The sequence below is a fragment of the Roseicyclus sp. genome, from assembly GCF_052168335.1.
GTDB lineage: Bacteria > Pseudomonadota > Alphaproteobacteria > Rhodobacterales > Rhodobacteraceae > Roseibacterium.
Genome location: NZ_JBQLZP010000020.1, coordinates 1 through 5429 on the forward strand (window position 1 = coordinate 1; position 5429 = coordinate 5429).

Annotated in this window: 6 protein-coding genes; 4 read left to right on the plus strand and 2 right to left on the minus strand. The window is 71.6% G+C overall.

The features are described from left to right. The first annotated feature begins 49 nt into the window (after positions 1 to 49). The 4 genes from ACTS11_RS00715 to ACTS11_RS00730 all read left to right on the plus strand — a co-directional run bounded on the left by ACTS11_RS00715 (position 50) and on the right by ACTS11_RS00730 (position 3233). The gene (locus ACTS11_RS00715) at positions 50 to 397 is read left to right on the plus strand and encodes a hypothetical protein (RefSeq protein WP_442638438.1); all 348 of its coding nucleotides are present in this window, start codon (positions 50 to 52) and stop codon (positions 395 to 397) included. A 10-nt stretch (positions 398 to 407) separates the two neighbouring features. Continuing rightward, a complete protein-coding gene (gene glcF, locus ACTS11_RS00720) occupies positions 408 to 1727 on the plus strand; it encodes a glycolate oxidase subunit GlcF (protein WP_442638439.1) in 1320 nt (439 codons plus the stop codon). A gap of 66 nt (positions 1728 to 1793) precedes the next feature. Further along, positions 1794 to 2624, plus strand: coding sequence for a trypsin-like serine peptidase (locus ACTS11_RS00725; RefSeq protein ID WP_442638440.1), 831 nt, complete (start codon positions 1794 to 1796; stop codon positions 2622 to 2624). A gap of 141 nt (positions 2625 to 2765) precedes the next feature. After that, positions 2766 to 3233: an Hsp20 family protein gene (locus ACTS11_RS00730; protein ID WP_442638441.1), complete on the plus strand. Its 468-nt coding sequence runs from the start codon at positions 2766 to 2768 to the stop codon at positions 3231 to 3233. A gap of 54 nt (positions 3234 to 3287) precedes the next feature. Here ACTS11_RS00730 and ACTS11_RS00735 read toward each other — a convergent pair whose 3' ends face one another. Together ACTS11_RS00735 and ACTS11_RS00740 are read right to left on the minus strand one after the other, a co-directional pair. Then, on the minus strand, positions 3288 to 4457 hold the full coding sequence (locus tag ACTS11_RS00735; RefSeq protein ID WP_442638442.1) for an MFS transporter: 1170 nt from the start codon (positions 4455 to 4457) through the stop codon (positions 3288 to 3290). A gap of 8 nt (positions 4458 to 4465) precedes the next feature. Beyond that, entirely contained in the window at positions 4466 to 5335 is an 870-nt protein-coding gene (locus tag ACTS11_RS00740) for a hypothetical protein (RefSeq protein WP_442638443.1), read from the minus strand. Positions 5336 to 5429: the final 94 nt, after the last annotated feature.

A 5429-nucleotide genomic window follows, 5' to 3' on the forward strand; every position in this document is an offset into this window, starting at 1 on the left:
CGCGCGGCATCCTGAACCCCGGCCTGATGGCCGCGTGAGGGAGCGCAGGATGGTCCTCGCCGAAGCGCTTCCCGTCGCCCTCGTCTCCGCCGCGCTCTTCGGCGGGCTTGCGCTCATGTCCGACCGGCCCCGCGGCGCGCTGATCGCGCAGGGCGCGCTCTTCGTGGCGGCGGCGCTGGTCTTCGTGGCCATTCTCGTGCCCGGACCCGTGGCGGGCGTCGCCCCCGAGGCGCTGGCCGCCTTCGGCGTGGGCGTGATGGCGGCGGCGGTGGCGGGGATGCTCTACCACCTCTATCTCGGCCGCTTCGAGAGCGTCTGGAAGGCGCGCGGCGTCTTCACGCTGGTCTACCTCGTGACCTCGGCGCTCTTCGGCCTCGTCTTTCTCTCGTTCATCTGAAGGCCTCTCGATGCAGACCCATTTCACGCCCGACCAGTTGAGGGACCCCGCGACGGCGCGGTCGAACGAGATCCTGCGGGCCTGCGTGCATTGCGGCTTCTGCACGGCGACCTGCCCGACCTACCAGGTGCTCGGGGACGAGCTGGATTCCCCGCGCGGGCGGATCTACCTGATCAAGGACATGCTCGAGACGGGGCGGCCCGCCGACGCGCAGACCGTCAAGCACATCGACCGCTGCCTCTCCTGCCTCGCCTGCATGACGACCTGTCCCTCGGGCGTGCATTACATGCACCTCGTGGACCACGCGCGGGAATACATCGAGCAGACCTACAAGCGCCCGCTCTTCGAGCGGGTTCTGCGCTGGACGCTGGCGAAGATCCTGCCCTATCCGACGCGCTTCCGGGTGGCGCTGCTGGGCGCGAAGATCGGGCGGCCCTTCGCGTTCCTGATGCCCGATGCGCGGCTGAAGGCGATGCTGGCCATGGCGCCGAAGACGATCCCGCCGGTCAGCCGCAACGACGACCCGCAGGTCTTCCGGGCGCAGGGCGCGCGCAGGATGCGCGTCGCGCTGATGACGGGCTGCGCGCAGCGGGCGCTCAACACCGACATCAACGACGCCACCATCCGGCTGCTGACGCGGCTCGGCTGCGACGTGGTCATCGCGGAGGGGCAGGGCTGCTGCGGGGCGCTGACGCATCACATGGGCAAGACCGCCGAGAGCCACGCGACGGCGGCGCGGAACATCCGGGCCTGGACGCGCGAGATGCGGGGCGAGGGGCTCGACGCCATCGTCATCAACACGAGCGGCTGCGGCACGACGGTCAAGGACTATGGCCACATGTTCCGCACCGAGAGCCTCGCCGAGGAGGCGAAGGCGGTCAGCGCCATCGCCATGGACGTGTCCGAGGTGCTGATGAAGCTCGACCTGCCGGAGGCGCGGATGGGCCACCGCGTCGCCTACCACGCCGCCTGCTCGCTCCAGCACGGCCAGCAGATCAAGACCTACCCCAAGGACCTGCTGAAGCGCGCGGGCTTCAAGGTGACGGAGCCCGCCGACAGCCACCTCTGCTGCGGGTCGGCGGGGACCTACAACCTGATGCAGCCCGAGATCTCGGGGCAGCTCAAGACGCGCAAGGTCGAGACGCTGGAGGCCACGCGCCCCGACATCATCGCGGCGGGCAACATCGGCTGCATGATGCAGATCGGCTCGGGCACGGAGGTGCCGATCGTGCACACGGTCGAGCTGCTCGACTGGGCGACGGGCGGTCCGCGTCCGCCCGCGCTCGACGCGCCGGGCAAGCGCGAGGTGCCGGTGCCGATCCTGCGCTGACGGCCCAATTTCGGCCATCTGGACGGGCTAGGCCGGTGCGAGGATGATGCCGCACGGAGGCCCGTCATGCGCCTGTTGCCCCTGATCCTCGCCGCGATGCTCGCGGCCCCCGCCGCCGCGCAGGACTTGCCGACGGAGCAGCGGGCGGCGGCGCTGGGCGGGCTCAGGCCGCTGTCGAACGCGGAGGCGGCGCAGCCCTGGACCGGGGTGGGGCGGCTCGACACCGGCGTGTCCTTCTGCTCGGCCACGCTGATCTCGGAGCGGCTGGTGCTGACGGCGGCGCATTGCCTCTTCCACCCCGAGACGCGTCGGCGCATCCCGGACGGCGACCTCACCTTCCAGGCGGGGCTCCGGAACGGGCGGCCCGAGGCGCTGCGCGGCGTGCGGCGGAGCGCGGTTCCCGCGGCCTACGTCCTGCGAACCCGGCCCGACCTCGAGAGCGTGGGCAACGACCTCGCCCTGCTGGAACTCGACCTGCCTCTCGGCGCGAACCGCATCCGTCCGATCCCGACGGGCCGCGACGCCACACCCAGGAGCGAGGTCACGGTCGTCTCCTACGGCGCCGAGCGCGAGGCTCATGCCTCGATCGAGGAGGGCTGCCTGATCCTCGAGGGGCAGGACGCGGTGCGCGTCCTCTCCTGCCACGTGGTGCAGGGAAGCTCGGGCGCGCCGGTGCTGCGCGTGACGGAGGCCGGTCCCGAGGTCGTGGCGGTCATCTCGGCCACCGCCACGGACCGGAGCGGGACGGCGCTCTCCATGGCGGTCGCGCTCGACGGGCCCTTCGCCGAGCTGATGGCCCGGGTCGACGGCAGCGCGTCGGCGGCGGTCGTCCGGCGCACCCTGCCGGGTGCGGCGGGCGGGCGCGAGGACATCGGAGCGCGCTTCATCAGGCCGTGAGGGGCGGGCTTGAAACCGCTCCGCCGGTTTCCCAGATTCCCCTCGTGCCGGGGCCGAGAGCGGACCGGCGCATTCCCCAAGGACGGCGCCCGCAGGACGGGGCCGCCCGAACAACGGTTGTCGCTCACTGGAGGATGACAGATGCGCACCTACGATCTTTCGCCGCTTTACCGTGCCACCGTCGGTTTCGACCGGATGGCCGACCTTCTGGACCGCGTCCTGACACAGGACACCGCGGCCAGCACCTATCCGCCCTACAACATCGAGAAGACGGACGAGAACGCCTACCGGATCTCGATCGCGGTCGCGGGCTTCACCGAGGCCGAGCTTTCCGTCGAGCAGCGCGAGGCCGAGCTGGTCATCGCCGCCCGCAAGGAGAAGGACGAGACGCCGCGCACCTACCTGCATCGCGGCATCGCCACGCGCGCCTTCGAGAAGCGCTTCCAGCTCGCCGATCATGTCCGCGTGACGGGCGCGGTCCACGAGAACGGCATGCTGCACGTCGACCTCGTGCGCGAGGTGCCGGAGGCGCTGAAGCCCCGCCGCATCGAGATCTCGGGCTCGGGTCCGAAGGCCATCGAGGCCGAGCGGAGCGCCGAGACCGCCTGATCCGGCGGACCTGTCCGACAGACGCGAGGGGCGGCCCGGCAAGGCCGCCCCTTCTCATATCCGCGCGGGCAGCCGGAGGAGGAGCGCGGCGCCGGCCGCTTGCGCCAAGATGCACAGGGCAAGCACCGGCAGGTAGCCGCCGACCTCGACGATCATCGCCGCCACGAAGGGCGCCGCCGCGAAGGCGAAGAGGGCGGGGCGCACCACCGCGCCCTGCACCGCGCCGAAGTCGCGGGGGCCGAGCGTCTCGCGGATCACCACGGGGCGCAGGATGCTGACGAGGCCGTTGCACATGCCGTGCAGGATCGCGAAGCCGAAGGCGAGGACGGGCAGCAGGCCCGCCCCGAAGAGGAGCGCCGCGGCCAGGCCCATGCCCGCGAAGGCGAGGACCGCGAGGCGCTGCCCCGGCAGGCGCGTGCCCGAGGCGGTGAGCGCGATGCGCCCGGCCACCTGCGCCGGACCGATGAGGGAGGCCGCCAGCACGGCGGAGGCCGTGGCGACGCCGAGGGCTGCGAGGAGCGGCAGGAGATGGCTCGTGACGATGCCGACGGCCAGCATCGAGAGCGCGAGGCCGATGGTCAGCGGCCAGAACCCCGGCCGCCGCCGCGCCTCGGGCGCCGGGGCGGCGTCGGGCAGGGGACGGCCCGCCCCCTCGCGCTCGAGCCGGACGGCGGCGAAGCGGGCGAGCGGCAGGTTCACGAAGACGACGAGGCCCGCGAGCACGAGGACCGCCGTGCGCCAGCCCGACACCTCCGACAGCCAAGCGGTCAGCGGGTAGGCCAGCGTCGAGGCGAAGCCCGCCACCAGCGTGATCGCGGTGATCGCCTCGCGCGCCGTGGCGTCCCGGCTGCGCATGACGAGCGCGAAGGCCGTGTCGTAGAGCGTCAGGCCCATCGCCGCGCCCATCGCGCCCCAGAGCGCGTAGAACTGCCAGAGTTCCGTCACCTGCGTGAGCAGGAGCAGGCACCCGGCCCCGAGAAGCGCGCCGACCGGCATCGACACCGGCGCGAGGCCCCGGTCGACCAGCCCGCCGAAGCGCCGGGCGCCCAGCCCCTGCACCGCGAGCGCCAGCGAGAAGGCCCCCATGACCTGGCCCGAGGACCAGCCGAACTCCGCCTGCCAATGCAGGACGAGCGCGGGAAACACGTAGAAGATCGCGGCCCAGATCAGCGTCTGTGCCACCATCAGCGCGAGGATCGGCGGATCGGTCAGCGCGGCGCGCATTCAGCCGCTCAGAACCACTGCCCCGGCTCCATCAGGCCCAGCTCCATGAGCTGGAGCGACGACCAGTTAAACCGCTCGGACTTGTGCCAGCGGAAGTCGGCGATGTCGTGGCGCGAGCCGGGGTTGGTCCTGAGCGCCTTGGCCACCCGGAACGAGCAGATCGCCCCCGTGAGCGAATGGTGCCACGGGCAGGCGTAGGTGTTCATCTCCTCGTCGCTGAGCGTGTGATCCTCGCGCAGCCTGAGGCCCGGCCGCGCCTGGAACAGGCCCACGCGGTCGATCTTGCGCTTGGGCCTGGCGACATGCTCCTCGAAGCGCCAGCGCAGGCCGCCGTAGAAGTCGAGCTGCCGCTCCATCACGAGGTCGGGCTCGCGCCGGCGTGTCTCGGCGTAGTAGCCCGAGGTGTCGAAGAGGGGGTGCTCGAGCGAGACGGCGTCGGGGTGGCGCGTGAGGTCGCCCGCGTAGAGGTCGATCACGAAGGTCAGCACGGCGAAGCGCCGCTCCTCCATCACCCAGGTCGTCATCTCGCCGACGGTGCGATCCTCGCAGAACGGGTAGAACAGGTATTCGCCGTTGTAGCAGTAGTGGATCCACTGCCCCGGCACCTTGTCGATCAGCGCGTTGACCGCGTCCATGGCGACGCCCGGCCGCCGCCCCCGGTCGGCGATGACGTGGATCGGAACGCCGGTGTCCGTGCCGAGGCGGGCCGTCTCGATCTCGGGCGCGGCCACCAGGACGACGCCGCGGAACCCGAGGTTCAGCACATGGCCGAGCGTGCTGTCGATCGCGGTCCGGTCCTCGCACACGATCACGGCGAAGGGCCCCTTGCCGAGGTCGGTCCGGTCGGCCCGGAACGCGTCGAGACTGTCGTGGTGCATGGTCCGTGTTCTGCCCGTTTGCGCGGAGAGTGGACCCGCGCCGCCCGATTTGCAATCGCGCCTCTCGGCGTTGAACCGATGGCGCGCCTGCGAT